We start from the raw sequence: 18,563 nt of genomic DNA, 5'->3' as shown, positions 1-18,563 counted from the left end.
TTTTTCAGGCCGGTATTTTTGTTAATAGCCCGGCTTGCTGTTTTTATCTATGTGTATTAGTGTAGTGATACACATAGATAAAAACAGGACGTTCCCATGAATCCATCTATTTCATTGCAACACCTCCAGCGCAGTATTGGCGGCACCAGTATCCTCAATGGCTTGAATGCCGATATTTATCCCGGTCAAGTCATCGCCTTGCTCGGTAAAAATGGCGCGGGCAAAACCACGTTACTGGATACTATTTTAGGGTTTGGTTTTCCCTCGTTCGGCCACGCCAAATTGTGGGGTGTGGATGCAACAGCTATTGCCGGTGATACCAAACAGCGCATCGGTTTTGTTCCGCAGCAGGATGAGTTGCTGCCGAGCCTCACCGTGGTTGAGCATCTCAATTTATTCAAAACGTTTCGCCGCCATTGGAATGATGCGCTGGTGAACCGTTTGCTCAATGAGTGGTTAATTCCATTGTCTACACCCGCGGGAAAAATGTCGGTAGGGCAGCGGCAAAAATTATCGATTCTGTTGGCGATTGCGCACGAGCCGGAATTGCTCATTCTGGATGAACCTGTCGCGAGCCTTGACCCTCTGGCGCGCCGACAGTTTTTGCAGCAATTAGTGGATATTGCGGCTGACGAAAACCGCACTGTGATTTTTTCTACCCATATCGTCAGCGATGTTGAGCGCGTCGCCAATCAGGTGTGGATGCTGCGCGACGGTAGTTTCTCGTATCAAGGTGAATTGGATGCGCTAAAAGAATCAGTCGCGCGCGTCAGTTTGGTTGCGGAAACGCCATTTCCTGCGAGTGTTAATTTGCCGCATTTGCTCACACAAAAAATTCACGGCAATCGCGCGCAGCTCACGTTTAAAGACTGGGAGCCGGAACGTGCCGAGCGGCTTGCGCAACAATTTTCAGCGCAAGTGGAAGTCGAGTATTTAAGTCTGGAAGATATTTTTCTGGAGATGAATACATGAGTGCGCCTTTGGTATTGCAACAATATTGGCAGCTGATACGAACGCTCATGTTCCCGTTGCGCGCAACGCGCTGGATGACTATCGGTTTTATGGGGCTGCTGGTGCTGGGCGGCTTACTGCTATGGTGGTTTGACCAGCCGATTGTATTGATGATTGGCAGCGGAGCGCTTGTTGTGATCAGTATTCTTATTGGTGTGATGGTGCCGCCGCAAATGTTGTCGCTGGTCAGCAGCAAACAGCTGTCATGGATTCCCGGTCTGCGCAGCAAAACATTTTGCATCCTATTTTCGCTGTATAGCCTGATTGCATTAACCTCTGCGCTGTTGTTTTCTTTTAAACCAAATGGATATCCATTTTTAACCAGCATGGCTATTGCACTGACTCTGGTGGCGGTAATTGCTGCTGCAATGCTGATAACCAGCGTTTATTTTCAGGGGTTCCAGCCATTTATTTTTGCCTCTATTTGGCTGCTGTATTTCGCGGTAGAGCAGTTGGTACAGATTAATGCCCTTGTCTGCATTGCAGTGGGGTTGCTTGTGTGGGGCGCGCTGTATTGGTGGTGGTGCCGATGGATTCCCGAGAAATACCTTGTTAACTATATGACGCTATCGCCTGCAAAAATGCGTGAAATGCAGGAGCAAAAAGTGGGCGTGGTGCAAGCATTTAATTATTGGGTGTCATCCACACCGAAGAGCTTGTGCGGGACGTTATTGCTGGGTACATCTGATGGATTAAAAGCGCAGTTAAAATACGAGTTGGGTCAAGTTATAGCGTTATTGTTAATGGTACTGCTGTGTTCATTTTTACTGCGCGGCATGACCGAGGCATTTTTTCTAAAGATGGCTCCGGTCATTATTTTTACATTTATGGCAATGCGTAATGTGCAATTTCAAGTGCTGATTTATCGCAATCTGAATCGCGTCTGGATTTATTTTGGTGGTTCGCGCACGCGTCTTTTTTACTATGTCGAAAAACAATATTTTCAGCATGTGGGCGTTGCTTATGGAACCATGCTGTGCATTATTGTGGGCATAAATTTTATGTTCGGTAATGCCTTATCGCTGTATTTTCTAGCCAACATAGTGGTAATCAGCGGTTTATTCGCCGCGCCATTATTTTATCTTGGCTGGATTATTTACTACAAAACAACTGCCAGCCTGAATTGGTTGGGGTGGCTTTCGGGCATTATGATTATTCTATTTATATTGCTGTTGACCTCGTTGAGCTTGTTTTGGCAGCCCGCCGCTGGTGCAGAATTGCAAAACAATTGGTTGCTGATCCTGGCGATGTTGATATTGTTGGTAGGTATGCGTTACTGGGCTCTGCGTGTGTGGAGTCGTATTAGCTTTTATCGGGTGAAAAATTAATGTTTACCCTTAATCCCCAATCCGGCATTCCTATTTATCGCCAGCTGGTAGAGCAAATTCGGCGTATGGTTGCTGGTGGCCAATTAAAAGCAGGCGATGAATTGCCTTCGGTGCGCGATCTTGCTGTTGAACATGCAGTAAATCCCATGACCATTTCCAAAGCCTACAGCCAATTGGAATTGGAAGGGATATTGGTTCGTCAGCGCGGCAAGCCTATGCAAGTTGCCGCACAACAACACAGTGCCAATTCAGAGTATGCCCGCTTGCAGCATTTGCAACCGCATATCGAACAATTGGTTTTGGTTGCGAAGCAATTGGAAATTTCCGATAAAGTTTTGCTTGCCAGTCTGCGTGAACAATTAACGAAAAAATAATTCACCATTTCATAGGGACTTAACGAATGAATATAAACAGGTTTGGCTCTGCGGCCTTGCTGCTACTGACAACACTTTATGGTTGCAGCCCTACGCCAGAACATGAAGCCGGTAAAGCTGATTTTATGAAGCTCTGCCCCGGTTTTGTGGAAACTGGAAAGCCGCCTTTGGTATTTGGTGCCGAGTGCGGTGAATTATCCGTTAAAGAAAATCCGGATGACCCTGCGAGCGCCGATATTCAATTATCGGTTCTGCGCTTACCGGCAATCAGCCCGGTGCCCAATACCGATCCATTGTTTTTAATTCAGGGCGGCCCCGGTGGTTCATCGATTGATATGGCGAACCAAATTCACGGATTTTTTGCCGATGTACGTAAAAATCGCGATCTGGTATTTGTCGATCAACGCGGCACGGGTAAATCCAATCCATTGCGCTGCGAATCATTAAGTACAGATGACCAACTCTTGCCCGAGTCAGAACAACATCAAAAATATCTCAGCTTGTTAAAAAACTGTGCTGAAAAATACGCGGGGAGCAGCGGTTTTTATACCACGCCTTATGCAGCGCAGGATCTGGATTTGGTGCGCAAGGCATTGGGTTACACGAGTATCAATCTCTGGGGCGGTTCTTATGGAACGCGCGTCGCATTAGAGTACTCGCGTCGTTATCCGCAGCACACTCGCACGCTAATTCTGGATGGTGTTGCACCGGTCAGTATTGCGCTGCCGAAATATTTTGCGCGCGACACCATGCTGGCTTTACAGGCGGTGAATGATGAGTGCCTTGCGCAGCCGGATTGCGCAACTGAATTTGGCAATATCGTGCAAAAAGCAGAATCCGTTTTTCAGTATTTGCAATCCACACAAGCTGATGCAGGCGCTCTATCGATTTCGTATGAGCATCCGCGCAATCAACAAACCGAAACCCTGATGCTATCCCCGCGCACATTTTCATCACTGTTATTTATGTCGCTATATTCGCGCGACCTGACCGTATTGCTGCCACGTGCGATCAGTTATGCCGAACAAAAAGATTATCGTTTACTGGCTGCACTTTCGGCATTGGCGAATGAGCAAATGCAGCAAATGAATATCATGGAAGGTATGCGCTACAGCGTGATTTGTAACGAAGACTGGCCGCAAATATCCGCTGACGATATTGCCCAGAGCACCCCATTTTTTGGGATGCACTTTGTAAAAGACATGCAGGCGATTTGTGAGTTTTGGCCCAAAGCCACCTTGCCTGCCGATTATTGGGCGCCGATAAAAAGTGAAGCACCTGCGCTGTTATTGTCTGGCAAGCATGATCCGGTTACGCCGGAGTCCTGGGCAAAAGCGGTTGCTGAGCATCTTCCCAATGCGCTGTTGCTGACGGCGAGCGGTGGCAACCATTCTATTTCTACTGAAGGTTGCATTCCGCAATTGATTGCACAGTTTATTGAGCGCGCCTCCATGGAAGGAATTAACAGCGAATGTGTCAGCCATATCAAACCACTGCCGCTGGTGTTGGGTGCTAACCAGAAAAAATCAGCCAGCTCGTCATCTACAGGGAGTGAACAACCATGATCCGTGTTGAGCATCTCAGTAAACATTTTGCAGCAAAAAAAGCATCGGCTTTTCAATTGCCGGGTTTTAAAAAATCGCATCAACCCGATGTGATTACGGCATTGGATGATGTCAGTTTTACGTTGCGCGATGGTGAAATTACCGGCCTTTTGGGTTTGAACGGTGCAGGTAAATCGACACTGATGCGTTTGATTTACGGTTTGTTGCAGCCCAGTGCGGGCGATGTATGGGTGAATCATTTTCGGGTGAGCGATAACGCCAATGCGGCGCGCCAGCAATTAGGTGTGCTACCGGACGATACCGGATTGTATAAGCGTTTAACCGCGCGCGAAAACATTCGCTACTTTGGTGAATTGCAGGGTATGACAGGTCAATCATTGGAGCAGGCGATTGACCAGTTAATTGCATTGTTGGGAATGGAGTCTATCGCGGATAGGCGCGCGGAAGGATTTTCATTGGGTGAGCGAATGAAAACCGCATTAGCGCGCGCGATTGTGCACCAGCCACAACATATTTTATTGGATGAGCCCACCAATGGTTTGGATGTGATTACCACCCGCGCGGTGCGGCGCTTGTTACATGAATTAAAACAGCAAGGGCGGTGTGTGATTTTTTCCAGCCACTTGATGCATGAAGTCAGTGGCTTGTGCGACCGTATTATTGTGATTGCGCGCGGAAAAATTCTTGCCGATGGTTCATTGGCTGAAATATTGGAAGCAGGAAAATCCCATCAATTAGAAGAAGCATTTGTCAATCTGGTGCAGCCGGAAGAGGAATATTCCCATGCGTGAATGGTTTATGAATATGCGGATCGTGTTGCACAAAGAATGGCGCGATGCACTGCGCGATAGCAAAAGTTTGCGTATGGCGCTGTTAATGCCGGTGTACTTTGTGGGTGTTTTTGTTGCGTCATCATTATTTATTATCCATATGTCAAACCAATCGCGTGCCACGACCAGTGAGCCGATTAAATTGGCTGTAGTCGGTGCAGAATTTTTGCCTCCACTCATCGGCTGGCTGCAAGAGCGTGGTGTCAAAGTAGATGCAGTGGATGATGATGCCTACCAACAAGTTGAGCGCGGCGATTTAGGTTATGCGTTGATTATTCCAAGCGATGCACGTGAAAAATTTGCAACCGGTGAATCGATTGAGTTGGCATTGGTGTTCGATGCAACCAACAGCAAATTACAGGGCAGTTTGCATTTTGTGCGGCAGCAAATCTGGAGTTGGAATGCACGCATGGGCAGTTTGCGGCTGTTATCGCGCGGTATTTCACCGGGCATTACCAATCCGGTGTATATCCGCGATCTCAATATTGCCAGCGATGAAAAGATGGGCTTTTTCGTGATGGCCAGTTTGCCCATGTTGTTAATTCTCACGGCATTTATTTCCAGTGTCGGTTTCAGTGCAGATATGACCGCGGGTGAGCGCGAGCGGCGCTCGTTAGAATCATTGCTGATCACACCGGCATCCTCTGCTGCATTGGCAATCGGCAAATGGTTCACCAGTTTTTCACTGACCTTGACAGTATTACTGGTAGAAATTGTATTGCTTGCTGTGGCGTTTGCTTACGTTCCATTTAAAGAGCTGGGCTTGCGCGTTGATGTGTCTGCAGCTGATCTCACTGGTGTGTATGTGGTGTTGATATCGGTCGCGCTGCTGGCAACCTCGCTGCAATTTGTGATTTCACTGTTTGCACGTAATTTTAAAGATGCCCAGACTTATATGGGGTTAATGGTATTTCTTCCGATGGTGCCACTGTTTTATACAATGTTTAACCCAAGTGCGTATGAAGAATGGTTCCGCTGGGTGCCGGTGTTAAGCCAGCAGGTGTTGGTCAAGGATTTGCTTTTGGGTGGTGATGTATTGCCACTCCATTTTTTCCAAGCCTGGATTGTGGCAGTTATGCTGGCGATACTATTTTTGTATTACACGGCAAGCCAATTGCGAAAGCCGAAAATTGTTTACGGTATTTAATCCGGTCTTTAAATACAGCGCCTGATTAATAAGCCGGTACAACATACCGCTAAAAAATACCTTTAAAAACATAACTTTAAAAACATGGCAAAAAAAAGCGCAGACATCATAAAATGTCTGCGCTTTTTTTATGACACTCTGTTTTTTGTTGTTAACTTTGTGGTGGTTGTGTGGCCTGAAAATGTGGGTGTTGGTTTGCCTTTGTATAGAATTTTTCCAGTGCGGGGTAAGCCGAAAAATCTACCTGGCTGCGCAATTTTGCCCAGCCAATAAAACAAGCCAGGCGTATGTGCGCATCGGTGTAGGGCGCTGAATCGGGTAGCGGCAATTGGTTCAATTCTTTCAGTGTTGTGTGAATGCGTGCCGCTTGCCGCTGTAAATAAGGAATCCCGCTAATATCAACGCCATCGCGTTTGATAAAAAATAAATTCACGGTGGCATCCATCAGCGTACTTACCAAACACAGCTCATCCAATTCTTTGGCTGTTTTGCAATAATCTTGGCCAACCTGCTCGCGCAGGTATTTAATAATCGATGCAGAGTCCGTTAAAAAAATATCGCCATCCTGTAAAAACGGAACGCGCTGTGTGGGCGATTGTGCAGCACTGCCGGTTTGGTCTGTTTCAATAAACTCGCAATCCAAACCGGTTTCCAGCAGGACTATGCGCACGTGGCGCACAAAAGGTGATGTATAGCTTCCGTACAGCTTCATGAGGTGTTCTCCGGATAATTATGGTGTTACCTGCGGTGGATATTTGAATGCCTGACGGGCGAGCAGTTTCCAGTCGCCGGATTGCTTTTGCCATACCAACAAAATGCCTAAATGAATGGTGTTTGGTACGCCGCCGTCTTTGATGTCGGCTTTCAGGTCATGGCGCACCAGTGCGGTATCTCCTGAAATGCGGATGGTCTGGTTGGTTAAATCTATGGTGACAAAGTCGGATTTACCGCTGCTGATTTTTTCAATAAACGCCTCTTGGTCCTCCATGACTCCGCTTGAGTGGCCGTAGCTGAGCTGCGGGGCGGACAAGTTGCGCAAGGCTTTCCCGTCGCCGTCAATCATGGCTTGGCGCAGGGCTTCAACTTTTTGTGCAACCTGTTGGGAATCGCTTGCATCAGCCATCGCCACAGCCGTGCCGCAAACGCTGCTGATGAAAAGTGTCCAGGCCACAAGGCGCTTGGCTAAATTATTGAAACTCATATAAAAACTCCTATAAAAACCGTGCAGTAAAGTGATTGGGTGACCGAGTGATTATGCTTGTTATAGGTGTTGATTCTAGCGGCTCTTATGGCGTTATGGGCGTTGCAATTATGTAAAAGCATGCTTATGGGCTGGTTGGATATTCCAACACGGTTTTTGACAAGCGTGATAATTATCACGACACTGATGTGAGGTTGATCACATATGTTGTGATTGATGCCACTGGCGGTATAAGTAGGCAGTAGCAAACAGTAACAAATAAGGGAGTTGCACTATGCCGGAGTTAAGCCCATCCAAGTCTTCACTGAAAACCACCTTAGCAGAGCGTTTACAGCATGTTGTAGATGATCGGCGCGGAGGCCAAAAAGCAGTGCCTATCGATATAGGACGCTATTTGAATGAATCCCAATTGCTCGCGCTGCACAGTCTGGAAAGTTTTGGTTGGCATTTATGGTTTGTGCGGCGGCCGCTGTTTATGCAACCGGTTGTGGTGGTTGCCAATGCCGAATCTACCCAGCATGCGTTGCTTGAGGAAGATGGTTCTGTCAATTTAAAACCCGCGTTGCATTTTCGCCACTAATCGCTAACAGCGCATCGGTTATGCACCTATGTTTATCCGACTGCGTGCTGTTTTAGTCGTGTTGTGTTAATGCAGTCGCGTAGTTTTTTATTCAGGCATTATTCAGTGCTTCGGTCATAGCATCAGCTCCATATTCCCCCCGCGGAGCTGTGCTATGAAAAAATTGCTGCCTGTTATTGGTATTCTATTTTGCGTGAATTTTTTATCGGGTTGCGGCAGCGAAACAGTTGCAGCCGATGATCCGCATGAAAACTACATCCCTGAGTTGCGCGCGTTTGATATTATCGATAGTTACGATACCGATACCGCAACACCTAACCATCCTCCGCTCATTCTTGATCCCTATCTTTACGATGGATTGTTTGAAATTTTTTGGGATGTCGATAGCCTTGAGGATTATCGCGTGTCTGTGCGGATCAATGATCGCAATACGATTGAAAATAGTATTGTGGTGCATTCACAGTGGTGCGGAGCGGGGCGCTCATGTGACCAAAGTGGCAATTTGATTTGTGAGTACACATCAGACTTTTTTATGTCCTGCGGTAATGCAGCGCAAGAGCGCGATATTTACCCGTTAATCGACCAGATCCCGCAAAAAGTCTATTTGTTCATTGAAATCTGCGATTACAACTCTGGTTACTGTGAGTACGATTACTATCCTGTCGAACTGCACTAACAATTTGCACATACGCTGTGCGTAAAGATTTATCTTGCGCAAGGATAGCGCTGGATAAATTGCCTCCGCTTCGCCATGCTAGCGTCTTTTATCGCAAAGATGGCTGGCATGATTTCTGACCCTCTCTTTTATTGTCTTGCTATCCCTGTCGTAATATTGGTGGGGATGTCCAAAGGCGGCTTTGGTGGTGGCTTTGGCACACTGGCCGTTCCCCTGTTAGCATTAATGATTGACCCGCGCCTTGCTGCGGCAATCCTGCTGCCGATTTTATGCAGTATGGATGCATTCAGTTTATGGAGTTTTCGCGGAACCTGGGACAAGCTCAATTTAAAAATTCTTTTACCTGGCGCGTTGCTCGGTACTGTTGCGGGTGCCTTGACATTTGAGATTACCAACGCCGACTGGATTCGTTTATTAATTGGTTTGTTGTCAATTTATTTTGTACTTCATTATTTGTGGGGTAAAAAATTTCTGGAGCAATTGCGCGAACAAAAACCCAATAAAATCGCTGGCACGTTTTGGGGGGGTGTTGCCGGTTATGTCAGTTACATCGCTCACGCCGGTGGGCCACCGGTGGCAATTTATTTATTGCCGCAACACCTTTCCAAATCTGTGCTTGCCGGAACAACCATTTTATTTTTTGCCATCATTAATTTTATTAAGTTAATTCCCTATGTGTGGTTAGGGCAAATTACACAGGCCTCGTTTTTCACGTCGCTGATGCTTTTGCCATTGGCACCGCTGGGGGTATGGCTGGGTGTTTATCTGCATCATCGCGTATCTGACCGTATTTTTTACTGGGTCAGTTACGGCTTTTTATTGTTGGCGGGAATTAAATTAACCTACGAAGGTATATTGGGATTGTGGGGGTAAGCTCTCCGGCTGGAATTTATAGGCAAATTGGGTATGATGCTCACGCACATGACTGGGCGATGATGGTGGATAACAACGATATCGCCTCAACACACATCCATTAAAGGACTCAAAAAATGAAAAAGTGGTTAGCTGCCTTGGCGTTAGGTTTACCAATGGTTGCCGTTGCGGGTGATAACTCTACCGGCGGTTTTTATGTAGGTGGAGGCGCTGCAGATTTAAAAATGCGCTTTGATGAGGGCGGCTCTCTGGATTGGACCACCGGTGAGATTCTTGGTGGATACAAACACAGCCCTTTTGTCGGTGGTGAGGCTCGTTTAGGTTATGGTTCAGAAGATGGCCTTGATTTGCTTTACACATCCTTGTATTACCGCACAGAAAGCTCTAACGATACTGCCAAAACGTATTTGTTATTTGGCTACACCTTTGGTCAAGTTAAATTGGATGGTGACGTAGGTGAAGATGATTCTGTTAGCCTGAACGGTTTTTCCTATGGTGCAGGTGTTGGCTTTCCTGTGACATCACAGTTGAACTTTAATTTGGAAGCCCGGATGGTTCTTGATGGCGATGCCAAATTTGACGGTGACTCAGAAGGTGTTGAGCTCAGCGGTGTTTCGATAAACGTCGATTACCGTTTCTAATTCTGCTTTTTTGCACTTGGGCATTTTTATTAAGCGCCCAAGTGCAGTTCCTCACTCAGGTTTTTGCGTTACAGTTGCCCGTTGTTTTCGCTTTGATCCACATCTGCATTATTAGCTGGGTGCTCTGTGCTATTTGATGAATGCGCCGCGCTACTCGTTTGCAATGTGCAATATTGAATAATTTTTTCTTCTATTTTGGCGGTAGCGCTGGATGTTTTTTGTTGCTGTTTCCAGAATTTGCACTCCACGCTTTTTTCTTTAATCGCACTCAGTTTTGCAAGCCGGTCTGCTTCTGCTTCATCGATCAAACGCTGCTCGCGGCGCGCTTCTGCTTGTGCTAAAAACTCATCGTGCGTGAGTTCAGCTGGCTCTTCTTCCGGTGTTGCTACATGTGAAGCTGTTGCGGTTGTTTCAGGTGCAACTATTTCAGGTGCATTGGCGGCATTATTTGTGCGTAACTGCTCTATTGCCTCTTGCATGGCCGCGGGTTGATGGGTAGCGGTTGGTGCTGGTGCTGCACCAGAGTTGTTTGCCATGATTAAATAAACGCTGAACCCGCCCAGAAAAAATAAGCCAATTCCGGCTGCGATTGTTTTTTTACCAATTTCCATTGCGTGCTCCTGTATGCAATTGGTTTTACTTGTATGTGTGGCTTTTGTAAGTCACTTTTTTGTGACTAAGCCTTTTTGACAAACTCTGATTTCAGCATCATGGCACCGTGACCATCTACTTTACAATCCAGATTATGGTCGCCATTCACCAAGCGGACAATTTTTACTTTGGTGCCGACTTTAAGTACTGATGAAGTGCCTTTGATTTTTAAATCTTTTGCGACTGTAGCATTGTCACCATCGGCCAGCAAATTGCCGTTGGCATCGCGAACAATCAGTTGGTCTTCATTATCTGCTACTGCAGCTTGCGGCCACTCGTGTGCGCATTCGGGGCACACAAAATTAGCATCGTCTTCATAGGTGTATTCGGAATTGCATTTGGGGCAGTTGGGTAAAGTACTCATAATTGTTTTTACATCGCAATAATGTCGTGCTTTGCCGCCATTCTCGCTGCGCGAGGATGGCGACTTCCTTTTTAATCATTTACCAAGCTCAGCTTGGGAGTGACTATTGTGGGCAACTAACTATTTTTTCTTCATCGCCTGTTGCAACAGCGCGCCCATGCTGCCCATTGCGGCCGGTGCAGGATTATTTTTCTGCGCCGCGCGTTGTTGGTTTTGCGATGGTGAACGCTCGCCACCTTTCTTACCTTCCACCTTTTCACCGGGCGTATCATCCAAACGCAATGAAAGGGCGATGCGTTTACGTGGCACATCCACTTCCATTACTTTCGCTTTGACGATATCGCCTGCTTTTACCGCCTCGCGCGGGTCTTTAATAAAGTTGTGCGAGAGCGCAGAAATATGCACCAGTCCGTCCTGATGTACACCGATATCCACAAATGCACCGAAGTTGGTGACGTTGGTAACAGTGCCTTCCAAAATCATACCGGGAACCAAATCGGTAATTTCTTCTACACCATCCTGGAATTGCGCTGTTTTAAATTCCGGGCGCGGGTCGCGGCCGGGTTTATCTAACTCTTTAATGATATCGGTAACCGTCGGGACACCAAATTTCTCATCGGTGTAGTCCGCTGCTTTTAAGCTGCGCAGGAACGATGAATCGCCAATCAAGCCTTTAATATCGCGAGTGTTTTTTTGCGCGATTTTTTCTACAACCGAATAGGATTCCGGATGGACTGCTGAAGCGTCGAGCGGATTGTCGCCGCCGGCAACACGCAAAAAGCCTGCGGCTTGCTCAAAGGTTTTTTCACCAAAACGCGGTACTTTTTTCAGCGCGGTGCGTGAATTAAATGCACCATTTTGGTTGCGGAATTCCACAATGTTATTGGCGAGCGTGGTGTTCAAGCCGGAAACGCGCGCCAGCAGCGCTGCCGATGCAGTATTCACTTCCACACCGACCGCGTTCACACAGTCTTCCACTACCGCATCCAGTGAGCGCGCGAGCTGTGATTGTGATACGTCGTGTTGGTATTGACCAACACCAATGGATTTTGGATCGATTTTTACCAATTCAGCGAGCGGGTCTTGCAAGCGGCGCGCAATAGAAATTGCACCGCGAATCGTCACGTCCAAATCCGGAAATTCTTTCGCAGCGTATTCTGATGCTGAATAAACCGATGCACCCGCTTCACTAACGATTACAGCGCTGGCTTTGATTTCCGGATGGCGTTTGAGCACATCTTTGGCAAATTTTTCGGTCTCGCGCGATGCAGTGCCGTTACCAATCGCGATCAAACCTACGTTATGTTTGTTGCACAGATGCACCAGAATCGCTTCTGACTCGGCAATTTTATTGAGCGGCGGCGTTGGGTACATCACGCAGTGGTCGAGCACTTTACCGGTTGCATCTACCACGGCCACTTTTACACCGGTGCGCATGCCCGGGTCTAAACCTATGGTGGCTTTTTGGCCTGCAGGTGCAGCGAGCAACAAATCTTTTAAATTGGATGCAAATACTTTTATCGCTTCTTCTTCAGCTTTTTCGCGCAGCTCACCGAGCAGATCCGTTTCCAGATGGGTGAGCAATTTGACTCGCCAGGTCCAGCGTACCACTTCAGCTAACCAGCCATCGGCAGCGCGGCCTTTATCCTGAATTTGCCAATGTTCGGCGATCATGGTTTCACAAGGATGGCCGATGCGTTGTTCTTCATTGCCCACTTTAATACTGATGCTCAGTACGCCTTCATTGCGGCCGCGGAACATAGCCAGTGCGCGATGTGAAGGCACCGATTTGAGCGCTTCATCGTGCTCAAAATAATCGCGGAATTTTTGCACTTCTTGCGAGGTGTCATTGGCTTTTTCGGGCACCGCGCGCGCAGACAAGGTGGCTTCGTTATGCAGGAAGTGGCGCAGGCGGCCGAGCAATTCCGCATCTTCACTGAATTTTTCCATCAGTATGTATTTGGCACCATCGAGTGCCGATTTCACATCATTAATGCTGTGCTCAGCGTTGAAATACTTGGCGGCTTCCACGTCGGGGGCGAGTGTTGGGTCGGCCAGCAGTGCTTCTGCAAGTGGTTCCAGCCCTGCCTCTTTGGCGATCTGGCCTTTGGTGCGGCGCTTGGGCTTATATGGCAGGTACAAATCTTCCAGGCGGTTTTTGGTATCGGCGATGGATACCTCATGTTCCAGTTCCGGCGTGAGTTTGCCTTGTTCGCCGATGGATTTCAGGATCGCCGCGCGGCGCTCTTCCAGTTCGCGCAGGTAGCGCAGGCGCTCTTCCAGCGTACGCATTTGCGAATCATCCAGCCCACCGGTCACTTCTTTGCGGTAACGGGAGATAAAGGGCACGGTCGCGCCTTCATCCAGTAGCCCTACGGCTGCGCTAACTTGTTGTTCCTGAACGTTTAATTCATCGGCGATGCGTTTGGCAATGCTGGGTAAACTGGTCATAACGAAATGGCTCATGTTGCGGCTTGAATCGGAAAGGGCACCATTATCGCCAAATAACGCGCCACTTCCAGACTTGTTTTTAGCGAGGCTTTATGGGGGGGCAGTAATCAGATAGGGCAATGATCAGATGCGGATAATTTTTAACGCTGCTGAATCTGATTGTGGTTTTGCTGCGTCTTAAGGTGTAGCTAGCGAAAACAGCAATACAAATCAAGTGAAGGAGAAGATATGAAAATCGTAATTGCCGGCGTGTGTTTGGCAATGGCTTGCGGTGTGCAGGCGGGCCAAAGTTGCAATATTAATGTGCAGGGTGATTTGAGTATTTCCAAAGAGGCGATTCGCGTTGCGGAAGAAGGGCGGCCAGTCTATGAAATTACCCGCAATCACACGCTACTTGTTGATGGTGTGGCGGTTGCGTTGGATGACGAGCAGACCGTGTTATTGGCTCGATATGAATCACAACTGCGTGCATTGGTGCCGCAGGTGAAAGGCGTTGCTGTAGAAGGCATCAATATGGCAGCGACAGCACTTTCCATTGCTATCGATAGTTTATTGGGTGACGGCAATAAAGTGTCGCAGCAATTGCGCGATGAACTGAATGGACTGAAGGGCGATGTCCAGCAATATTTTTCACCGGACAATACCATCAGGTTCAATGCCAAAGGTGATAACACACCCGATTTGTTAGGCGATTATTTTGCAACGCGTGTCGAGCGGATTGTTGAAACATCCGTACAGGAATCACTGGGTGATGTGTTGTTAGCTCTGGGCCGGGAAGTATTGGCCAGTGGTGTTGATATGGAGGCATTTGGCGTGCGGATGGAAAAATTTGGTCAGCAAATGGAACAGCAAATGAATGCAAAATCAGCACTGCTTGAAACTCGCGGCGCAGCATTGTGCGATTCCATCCGCGCACTGGATGTAGTTGAGGAACAATTGAAAGTGAAGTTGCCGCAGGTTGACCAATTCAATCTTTTGCAAGTGGAAGCGCCTGCGCAGTCACACATAATTTAATGTTCGTTCGAACGTGAATTTAATCGTTATTTATTAATCGTTATCAGTTGATATTTTTTGAGGTTTACCATGTTAATTCGCACAATATCATTTGCATTTATAGCGCTGCTCACTGCTGCCGGTGTTCAGGCGGAAATCGTTGCCAAAACCTATCCGGTAAAAGATTTTTCTGAATTTGTCAGCGGCGGAAATACTTCTGTTGAAATTACCCAGGGCGGCACTGAGTATTTGCGTGTCGAGGCAGAAGCCGAGGTGATGAAACGTATCAAGGTCGATCAAACCGGAAAGCGCGTCAGTGTGTGGGCAAAAGGGGAGCCGGGATTTTTCAATTGGTTTAATCACAGCAATGAACCGGTGCGCATAGTGCTGCGTGTTAAAAAATTGGAATATCTGGAAATTTCCGGTGGTGCACGTGCCAATGTCGGTGACTTGCAGGGCGAGATCTTCCGCCTTGGTGTAAGCGGTGCGGGCAATGTGGAGTTTGCAGGCCTTAATGCAGAGGAATTGGTTGTGGATTTGTCGGGTGCGGCCAATGTAAAACTGAACGCACTCAACAGTAAGCGTCAGGATTTTGATTTATCCGGCGCATCAAACGTGGATATACGTGCAGAGGGGAATACCCAGTCATTGGAAGTGACTGCCAGCGGTGCGAGCAATTTCCGCGGTAGAAAATTAACTGCAAAAGACGCAAATTTAGGTGCGAGCGGCGCATCGCATGTTGAAGCATCCGTTACAGATATACTGACTGCAGAGGCAAGCGGAGCATCGAGCATTGATTACTACGGCGATCCAAAAGCAAAAACCAACTCCAGTGGCGCCAGCCACGTCAATGCACATTAATCGTATTTTGCTTTGCTGCGTACATGGCTTTATCGGCATGGCGCAGCAACGTTTGGTCGGTATCGCCATCTAATGGATAATGTGCAATTCCTATGCTGGGCATGATGTGTACCATTTGCCCTTGCAGATTAAATGCTTCTTGAAACACATCCTGAATTTTTTGCACAACCGTAATACTTTGTTCCGGATAATCCAAATTTTCCAGCAGTATTACAAACTCATCGCCACCAAACCTGACTACGGTATCGCATTCACGCACGCAGGATTCCAAACGGCGCGCAGCTTGTTCTAATAGCGCATCGCCTGTTAGGTGGCCATAAGTGTCATTAACTGCTTTGAATTTATCCATGTCCAAATACAGCAATGAAAAAATGGCGTGGTGGCGTTTGGCGCGCGCCATAGCTGAATTGATTCGATCATAAAACAACGTGCGGTTAGGGAGCTTGGTCAGTTGGTCATAAAGCGCAAGGTGTTCCAGACGCGCCATCATTTGTTTGCGCTCAACTGCGGCAGCAATTTGGGTAGAAACAAATTGCAATAATTCCAAATTTTTTTCGCTGTAATGATGTTGTGCAGAATAACTTTTTAATACCAATGCGCCCAGCACGCCTGAGTGTGATTTAAGCGGAACACCCAGCCAACTTTGCAGCGCCATGCGCTCATGCATAGCGTTGTAAAGACAAGCTTCGTTTTTATGCAGCACGTTGTTTAAGAGTTGGTTGCTCATTTCGCTACTGTCTTTACCAAAGTCCAACATCACTTGCTCGCGTGAATAAGGAAGGCTGACCGCAGCAGAAGATTTGTCTCGTAATGCAATAGCGAAATTATCAGCCGGTAACAGCTCGCTGATAATGCGGTGGATTTGTGCGAAGAGGGTATTCAAGTCTTGTGCGTTATGGGATGCCTCCGCAATCGCAAACACGGCTTGCTGCAGGCTCTCCGCATGTTTGCGGCGGGTGATATCGCGCGCGACAGCTACACGGCACTGGTCTGCTTCAGACCATCGTGCCGACCACATGATATGCACTATCTCACCGTCTTTGCGGATGTAGCGGTTTTCAAAGTGCGGCTGGGGTTCTCCTTCCATGATGTCGGTAACGGTATGAAGCGTGCGCTGGCGGTCATCAGGGTGTATCAATTCCAGCATTTGCTTGCCCATCATCTCCATCTGGCTGTAGCCAAAAATCTGTTCGGCGCTGGGGCTCACATAGAGAAAATGTCCGTGTTTATCCACTACGCAAATAGCATCAACCAGCAGATCAATATATTTGCCCAGGGTAGGGAAGGAGGGGGAATTCATAATCTACATCCATCAGAACGGCCAAGCTCAACAGGCTGGCCTCATATTCTACATAGCATAGTCAGGTGCACGACGGATTAAAACCTGGCCGCAAACTTTTGTATGAATCTGTGGCGGTCAGGAAGAGGCCCGGGCTTGTTTTAATCTGTTATGGTGTTATATTTGTGTATAACACCTATGGATGTGAAATGTGTGGGCTAATCATCATAAGGAGTGGGATATGTCGGAAGTTGTAGGAGTCACAAAAGTGCAGATGATATTGCTGCGGGCAATGTATCTGCTGGTAGTTGTTGGGTTGGGGTTAACGATTTGGCCGTCGATTATTGTTCCGGAAACGCGCGTTACTGATCCGCATTCGGTAATCCAATCCATGTTGGGGGCGTTTTCGCTATTGGCGCTTGTCGGGCTGCGTTACCCGTTACAGCTGTTGCCCATTTTGTTGTTTGAATTGATGTGGAAAACCTTATGGGTGTTGGTATTTGCCCTTCCTGTGTGGCTGCAAACGGGGCTTGATGAATATGCCAAAGGTGTTTTGTTTGCGTGTGTGATGGGTATTGTGCTTACGCCTTTTGTTATTCCCTGGCGTTATGTAATGGCGAAGCTTCGTTAGTGTGAATACATACGGCTGAATGAATACAGCGAATGAATAGACACTTATTGTTAGAGGAGTTGATGTAATGAAGGAAATGTTTATGTTTTTAAATAAAAAAATCAGTGTTGGCGCAAGCGTTTTTTTGTTCTCGGCAATGGTAGCTGCGGCGGATTCATCGTCTGTTGTTGATGCAGAGGCAGAAAATACCAATGCCGGAGTTCATGCTTATCTTGAAGGGCGTTATGACGATGCTGAGCAGTTTTTTTTAGATCATACGAAAACCGCAGCAAGTAAAAATGAGTCGCTTATGTTTCTGGGCAGGATCGCCATTATGCGCGGTGATACGGAATTGGCAGTAAATTACGTTGAGCAAGCTTTGGCTATTGGCCCTAATTCTGCGGAAGAAGTGAAAATTTCTGGCGATGTGTATTGCAATCAAGCGCAAGGTGCATCGATTTTTACTGCGCTGAAATTAGCGAAAAAATGTGCTGCTCAATATGAGGCAGCATTACAGATAGATGCCAACAATATAGAGGCTTTAGCCGCTGCGGCACGCTTTTATCTGAGTGCGCCCTCTATTGCCGGAGGGTCAACTAAAAAAGGTACCGAGTATTTACAGCGCTTGCAGCAGTTGTCTCCTGAAGATGCAGATACCTATAAAATTTATAGTCTGGAGCAAGAAGGAAAGACCGATGCCGCACTGAAATTGGCAGATGAGCTAAGTGGTAAAACATTCCGCTCGGCAATCAATCAATATGAGGTTGCACACTACTTGCGCGATAAAAAAGAATTCGCTAAAGCAAAACGCTTGTTTGAATCGGTATCCAATACACCTGTTGCGGTCAAAACCAAATGGCACATCCATGACAGCCTGCTCCAGTTAGGTGAAATTGCCATCATGGAAAACGACTTTGATAAAGGTATTGAGTTTATTGAACGGTATCAATCCAGGAACAAGAATCCAAAAGATCCGCATTATTTTTGGGCATCCTGGAGTTTGGCAAAGGCGTATAAGTCTGTAGGCAATACAGAAAAATACGCGCTGTTGGTTAATAAAATAAAGTCTGAGGACTATCAAAAAGATAAGGCTTTCTCCAAAGAGTTTGAAGCCAATATATAACCTTG

Annotated in this window: 20 protein-coding genes; 14 read left to right on the top strand and 6 right to left on the bottom strand. The window is 47.2% G+C overall.

The window, feature by feature from the left end; translation table 11 throughout:
- Window positions 1-96: 96 nt before the first annotated feature.
- From B2739_RS12745 to B2739_RS12720, 6 genes are read left to right on the top strand one after another with little or no spacing between them, the layout of a single operon-like run.
- The gene (locus B2739_RS12745; RefSeq protein WP_331346230.1) at window positions 97-972 is read left to right on the top strand and encodes an ABC transporter ATP-binding protein; all 876 of its coding nucleotides are present in this window, start codon (window positions 97-99) and stop codon (window positions 970-972) included.
- The gene (locus B2739_RS12740; RefSeq protein WP_331346229.1) at window positions 969-2,339 is read left to right on the top strand and encodes a hypothetical protein; all 1,371 of its coding nucleotides are present in this window, start codon (window positions 969-971) and stop codon (window positions 2,337-2,339) included. The genes B2739_RS12745 and B2739_RS12740 overlap by 4 nt, the downstream gene beginning before the upstream one ends.
- On the top strand, window positions 2,339-2,713 hold the full coding sequence (locus B2739_RS12735) for a GntR family transcriptional regulator (RefSeq protein ID WP_331346228.1): 375 nt from the start codon (window positions 2,339-2,341) through the stop codon (window positions 2,711-2,713). The genes B2739_RS12740 and B2739_RS12735 overlap by 1 nt, the downstream gene beginning before the upstream one ends.
- Before the next feature lie 26 nt (window positions 2,714-2,739).
- Complete coding sequence (locus B2739_RS12730) at window positions 2,740-4,278, top strand: alpha/beta hydrolase (protein WP_331346227.1); 1,539 nt, start codon at window positions 2,740-2,742, stop codon at window positions 4,276-4,278.
- Entirely contained in the window at window positions 4,275-5,069 is a 795-nt protein-coding gene (locus tag B2739_RS12725; RefSeq protein ID WP_331346226.1) for an ATP-binding cassette domain-containing protein, read from the top strand. The genes B2739_RS12730 and B2739_RS12725 overlap by 4 nt, the downstream gene beginning before the upstream one ends.
- Window positions 5,062-6,255: an ABC transporter permease gene (locus B2739_RS12720; RefSeq protein ID WP_331346225.1), complete on the top strand. Its 1,194-nt coding sequence runs from the start codon at window positions 5,062-5,064 to the stop codon at window positions 6,253-6,255. Before B2739_RS12725 ends, B2739_RS12720 begins: the two co-directional genes overlap by 8 nt.
- 151 nt (window positions 6,256-6,406) lie before the next feature.
- Here B2739_RS12720 and B2739_RS12715 read toward each other — a convergent pair whose 3' ends face one another.
- Both B2739_RS12715 and B2739_RS12710 read right to left on the bottom strand, forming a co-directional pair.
- Window positions 6,407-6,967 carry a glutathione S-transferase family protein gene (locus B2739_RS12715; protein WP_331346224.1) on the bottom strand — a complete coding sequence of 187 codons (561 nt, stop codon included), beginning with the start codon at window positions 6,965-6,967 and terminating at the stop codon, window positions 6,407-6,409.
- Window positions 6,968-6,985: 18 nt separating this feature from the next.
- Window positions 6,986-7,456: a nuclear transport factor 2 family protein gene (locus B2739_RS12710; RefSeq protein WP_331346223.1), complete on the bottom strand. Its 471-nt coding sequence runs from the start codon at window positions 7,454-7,456 to the stop codon at window positions 6,986-6,988.
- 274 nt (window positions 7,457-7,730) lie between these two features.
- Here B2739_RS12710 and B2739_RS12705 point away from each other — a divergent pair, with 274 nt between their 5' ends.
- The 4 genes from B2739_RS12705 to B2739_RS12690 all read left to right on the top strand — a co-directional run bounded on the left by B2739_RS12705 (window position 7,731) and on the right by B2739_RS12690 (window position 10,226).
- Window positions 7,731-8,036, top strand: coding sequence for a hypothetical protein (locus B2739_RS12705; RefSeq protein WP_049631829.1), 306 nt, complete (start codon window positions 7,731-7,733; stop codon window positions 8,034-8,036).
- 154 nt (window positions 8,037-8,190) lie between these two features.
- A complete protein-coding gene (locus tag B2739_RS12700; protein ID WP_331346222.1) occupies window positions 8,191-8,712 on the top strand; it encodes a hypothetical protein in 522 nt (173 codons plus the stop codon).
- A gap of 108 nt (window positions 8,713-8,820) precedes the next feature.
- Window positions 8,821-9,585, top strand: a complete 765-nt coding sequence (locus tag B2739_RS12695) for a sulfite exporter TauE/SafE family protein (RefSeq protein WP_331346221.1) — start codon at window positions 8,821-8,823, stop codon at window positions 9,583-9,585.
- A 116-nt stretch (window positions 9,586-9,701) separates the two neighbouring features.
- Window positions 9,702-10,226: a porin family protein gene (locus B2739_RS12690; RefSeq protein ID WP_331346220.1), complete on the top strand. Its 525-nt coding sequence runs from the start codon at window positions 9,702-9,704 to the stop codon at window positions 10,224-10,226.
- Between the two features lie 68 nt (window positions 10,227-10,294).
- Here B2739_RS12690 and B2739_RS12685 read toward each other — a convergent pair whose 3' ends face one another.
- The 3 genes from B2739_RS12685 to B2739_RS12675 all read right to left on the bottom strand — a co-directional run bounded on the left by B2739_RS12685 (window position 10,295) and on the right by B2739_RS12675 (window position 13,692).
- Entirely contained in the window at window positions 10,295-10,837 is a 543-nt protein-coding gene (locus B2739_RS12685; RefSeq protein WP_331346219.1) for a hypothetical protein, read from the bottom strand.
- A 65-nt stretch (window positions 10,838-10,902) separates the two neighbouring features.
- Window positions 10,903-11,241, bottom strand: a complete 339-nt coding sequence (locus B2739_RS12680; protein WP_331346218.1) for a zinc ribbon domain-containing protein YjdM — start codon at window positions 11,239-11,241, stop codon at window positions 10,903-10,905.
- Between the two features lie 120 nt (window positions 11,242-11,361).
- A complete protein-coding gene (locus B2739_RS12675) occupies window positions 11,362-13,692 on the bottom strand; it encodes a Tex family protein (RefSeq protein ID WP_331346217.1) in 2,331 nt (776 codons plus the stop codon).
- A gap of 228 nt (window positions 13,693-13,920) precedes the next feature.
- Here B2739_RS12675 and B2739_RS12670 point away from each other — a divergent pair, with 228 nt between their 5' ends.
- Window positions 13,921-14,706, top strand: a complete 786-nt coding sequence (locus tag B2739_RS12670; RefSeq protein ID WP_331346216.1) for a DUF2884 family protein — start codon at window positions 13,921-13,923, stop codon at window positions 14,704-14,706.
- A 69-nt stretch (window positions 14,707-14,775) separates the two neighbouring features.
- The gene (locus tag B2739_RS12665) at window positions 14,776-15,546 is read left to right on the top strand and encodes a head GIN domain-containing protein (RefSeq protein ID WP_331346215.1); all 771 of its coding nucleotides are present in this window, start codon (window positions 14,776-14,778) and stop codon (window positions 15,544-15,546) included.
- Here B2739_RS12665 and B2739_RS12660 read toward each other — a convergent pair.
- The gene (locus B2739_RS12660; protein WP_331346214.1) at window positions 15,533-16,846 is read right to left on the bottom strand and encodes a sensor domain-containing protein; all 1,314 of its coding nucleotides are present in this window, start codon (window positions 16,844-16,846) and stop codon (window positions 15,533-15,535) included. The two genes, B2739_RS12665 and B2739_RS12660, sit on opposite strands and share 14 nt — an antisense overlap.
- Window positions 16,847-17,066: 220 nt before the next feature.
- On the opposite strand from B2739_RS12660, the gene B2739_RS12655 reads away from it, so the two are divergent.
- Complete coding sequence (locus B2739_RS12655) at window positions 17,067-17,456, top strand: hypothetical protein (protein WP_331346213.1); 390 nt, start codon at window positions 17,067-17,069, stop codon at window positions 17,454-17,456.
- A 67-nt stretch (window positions 17,457-17,523) separates the two neighbouring features.
- Complete coding sequence (locus tag B2739_RS12650) at window positions 17,524-18,558, top strand: hypothetical protein (protein WP_331346212.1); 1,035 nt, start codon at window positions 17,524-17,526, stop codon at window positions 18,556-18,558.
- Window positions 18,559-18,563: the final 5 nt, after the last annotated feature.

It is taken from the genome of Cellvibrio sp. UBA7661, from assembly GCA_002483365.1.
Taxonomy (GTDB): Bacteria; Pseudomonadota; Gammaproteobacteria; order Pseudomonadales; family Cellvibrionaceae; genus Cellvibrio.
This window is presented reverse-complemented; position numbering and strand designations above follow the sequence as displayed.

Bases quoted from the DNA above. Each gene is read 5' to 3' on its own strand.
- B2739_RS12670 (WP_331346216.1), top strand. From the start codon at position 13,921: ATGAAAATCGTAATTGCCGGCGTGTGTTTGGCAATGGCTTGCGGTGTG.
- B2739_RS12710 (WP_331346223.1), bottom strand. From the start codon at position 7,456: ATGAGTTTCAATAATTTAGCCAAGCGCCTTGTGGCCTGGACACTTTTC.
- B2739_RS12715 (WP_331346224.1), bottom strand. From the start codon at position 6,967: ATGAAGCTGTACGGAAGCTATACATCACCTTTTGTGCGCCACGTGCGC.
- B2739_RS12650 (WP_331346212.1), top strand. From the start codon at position 17,524: ATGAAGGAAATGTTTATGTTTTTAAATAAAAAAATCAGTGTTGGCGCA.
- B2739_RS12705 (WP_049631829.1), top strand. From the start codon at position 7,731: ATGCCGGAGTTAAGCCCATCCAAGTCTTCACTGAAAACCACCTTAGCA.
- B2739_RS12725 (WP_331346226.1), top strand. From the start codon at position 4,275: ATGATCCGTGTTGAGCATCTCAGTAAACATTTTGCAGCAAAAAAAGCA.
- B2739_RS12680 (WP_331346218.1), bottom strand. From the start codon at position 11,241: ATGAGTACTTTACCCAACTGCCCCAAATGCAATTCCGAATACACCTAT.
- B2739_RS12700 (WP_331346222.1), top strand. From the start codon at position 8,191: ATGAAAAAATTGCTGCCTGTTATTGGTATTCTATTTTGCGTGAATTTT.
- B2739_RS12720 (WP_331346225.1), top strand. From the start codon at position 5,062: ATGCGTGAATGGTTTATGAATATGCGGATCGTGTTGCACAAAGAATGG.
- B2739_RS12675 (WP_331346217.1), bottom strand. From the start codon at position 13,692: ATGACCAGTTTACCCAGCATTGCCAAACGCATCGCCGATGAATTAAAC.
- B2739_RS12735 (WP_331346228.1), top strand. From the start codon at position 2,339: ATGTTTACCCTTAATCCCCAATCCGGCATTCCTATTTATCGCCAGCTG.
- B2739_RS12745 (WP_331346230.1), top strand. From the start codon at position 97: ATGAATCCATCTATTTCATTGCAACACCTCCAGCGCAGTATTGGCGGC.
- B2739_RS12660 (WP_331346214.1), bottom strand. From the start codon at position 16,846: ATGAATTCCCCCTCCTTCCCTACCCTGGGCAAATATATTGATCTGCTG.
- B2739_RS12730 (WP_331346227.1), top strand. From the start codon at position 2,740: ATGAATATAAACAGGTTTGGCTCTGCGGCCTTGCTGCTACTGACAACA.
- B2739_RS12695 (WP_331346221.1), top strand. From the start codon at position 8,821: ATGATTTCTGACCCTCTCTTTTATTGTCTTGCTATCCCTGTCGTAATA.
- B2739_RS12740 (WP_331346229.1), top strand. From the start codon at position 969: ATGAGTGCGCCTTTGGTATTGCAACAATATTGGCAGCTGATACGAACG.
- B2739_RS12690 (WP_331346220.1), top strand. From the start codon at position 9,702: ATGAAAAAGTGGTTAGCTGCCTTGGCGTTAGGTTTACCAATGGTTGCC.
- B2739_RS12685 (WP_331346219.1), bottom strand. From the start codon at position 10,837: ATGGAAATTGGTAAAAAAACAATCGCAGCCGGAATTGGCTTATTTTTT.
- B2739_RS12665 (WP_331346215.1), top strand. From the start codon at position 14,776: ATGTTAATTCGCACAATATCATTTGCATTTATAGCGCTGCTCACTGCT.
- B2739_RS12655 (WP_331346213.1), top strand. From the start codon at position 17,067: ATGTCGGAAGTTGTAGGAGTCACAAAAGTGCAGATGATATTGCTGCGG.